The 1,784-nt window shown below is 47.2% G+C and carries 2 protein-coding genes; both read left to right on the top strand.

The genetic code is table 11. From position 1 onward, the window contains the following. Positions 1-850, top strand: an 850-nt coding sequence (locus AB4653_RS11895; protein WP_372104247.1) for a FecCD family ABC transporter permease, incomplete at its 5' end; no start/stop codon positions are given. Further along, the gene (locus AB4653_RS11890; RefSeq protein ID WP_009845737.1) at positions 850-1,632 is read left to right on the top strand and encodes a heme ABC transporter ATP-binding protein; all 783 of its coding nucleotides are present in this window, start codon (positions 850-852) and stop codon (positions 1,630-1,632) included. The genes AB4653_RS11895 and AB4653_RS11890, both read left to right, overlap by 1 nt. Positions 1,633-1,784 lie beyond the last annotated feature (152 nt).

Here is a 1,784-nt window from a genome sequence, read left to right as displayed (position 1 = left end):
ACCGAGAACCATCTTATGTATGCTAATAGGCGCGATTCTCGCATTATGTGGTGCCGTCATGCAGGGGCTGTTTCGAAACCCGCTTGCGGAACCTGGGGTCATAGGCGTCTCTGCCGGAGCTGCATTAGGCGCGGCGTTGGCTATTGTTCTTTTCTCTGAACTTTCATTGCAATACCCTGCTTTCATGAACTTTGCGGCCGTACCTGTATTTGCCTTTTTAGGTGGCGCTTTAACCACCCTGCTAGTTTATAAGCTAGGTACGGGAAAATTCGGTACCTCGGTGACCATCATGTTATTAGCGGGTGTTGCGATCAGTGCATTGTCAGGCGCAGGTATTGGCTTCTTGAATTTCATTGCTGATGACCAAATGCTGCGTGATCTTTCGTTGTGGTCGATGGGGTCTTTGGCGGGGGCTAAGTGGTCCGGCATTTTACTTGCTGCTGTCACGCTCGTTGGGTTGTTTGTTGTTTTCTACCGCCAAGCAATGTCACTGAATGCTCTATTACTGGGCGAGTCAGAAGCGCAACACCTTGGCATCCCAGTACAGAAACTCAAGCGAAAGCTCATTCTACTGACTGCCGCAGGCGTTGGTATCACGGTTAGCTTGTCTGGCATGATTGGCTTCATCGGACTGGTTATTCCTCATTTAGGCCGCATGTTAGCGGGCCCAGATCATCGAGTCCTACTCCCATTGTCTGCGGTATTAGGCGCGTTACTATTAACAGCTGCAGACATGTTCTCTCGCGTGGCACTGGCACCAGCTGAGTTGCCAGTTGGCATTGTCACTGCAATCATCGGTGCTCCATTTTTCTTGTATCTACTATTTCAACAGAAAGGGAGAATCCTTTAATGTTTCCTGCAGCGTTAAAAGCAACCGACATCGAAGTGAAGTTTGGCAACAAAGTGATTTTAGACCGCGTTTCTATTGAGATTGAAGCAGGAAAGGTAACCACACTACTTGGACCAAACGGCGCAGGAAAAAGTACGCTGCTGAAAGCTTTATGTCAGGAGATATCGAGCACTGGTGATATTCAGTATTTTGGACACACCAAAGATAAGTGGCCTTCGCAGAAGTTGGCGAAACATTTAGCGATGCTTCCTCAACACAGTACCTTGACCTTCCCCTTTCTGGCACATGAAGTTGTTGAGCTTGGTGGTATCCCGTTGCAAGAGTCCAACAAGAAGCTCACTAGCATAGCTAGCCAGAAAATGGATGTTGCCGATGTGTCTCACCTAAGTAAAAGACTCTACCCTTCTCTATCTGGCGGTGAAAAACAGCGTGTTCACTTGGCTCGAGTACTAACCCAACTTCACTATTCTGGTGACCAATGTATCTTGATGCTTGATGAACCCACATCAGCACTGGATCTTGCCCATCAGCACAACACGTTAAAGATCGCGAGAGAGTTAGCCGACAACCACAACGCAGCGGTTATCGTAGTTTTGCATGACTTAAACCTAGCCGCTCAATACTCAGATCGATTGGTAGTTTTGAAAGAGGGAAACTTAGTTTGCGATGGCAGCCCTTGGGAAGCACTTAAGCCTTCGATGATTGAAGATGTGTACGGCTACACAAGTATTGTCGAAAAGCACCCAACCATGAACTTCCCCCAGGTTCATCCCGCACAATAAGTTCGATTAAGAACAGGTTCGTTTTGAGTATTCGCTTTCTCTAACAACCACACCATTCACCGCCTCGATTTCTTCGAGGCTTTTTATTGTCTCACAGTCCCTCTCTCGCCTTAAAATCAATTTTATTAGTTACCATGGCAATACCCCTTAAA

The organism is Vibrio sp. 10N.222.48.A3, from assembly GCF_041475345.1.
Lineage (GTDB): Bacteria > Pseudomonadota > Gammaproteobacteria > Enterobacterales > Vibrionaceae > Vibrio > Vibrio tasmaniensis_A.
The sequence above is the reverse complement of the archived record's forward strand: the minus strand, read 5'-3'. Positions and strand labels throughout refer to the sequence as shown.

What these genes read in the sequence shown, in the direction of transcription:
- AB4653_RS11890 (WP_009845737.1), top strand. Translation starts at nt 850, where the DNA reads ATGTTTCCTGCAGCGTTAAAAGCAACCGACATCGAAGTGAAGTTTGGC.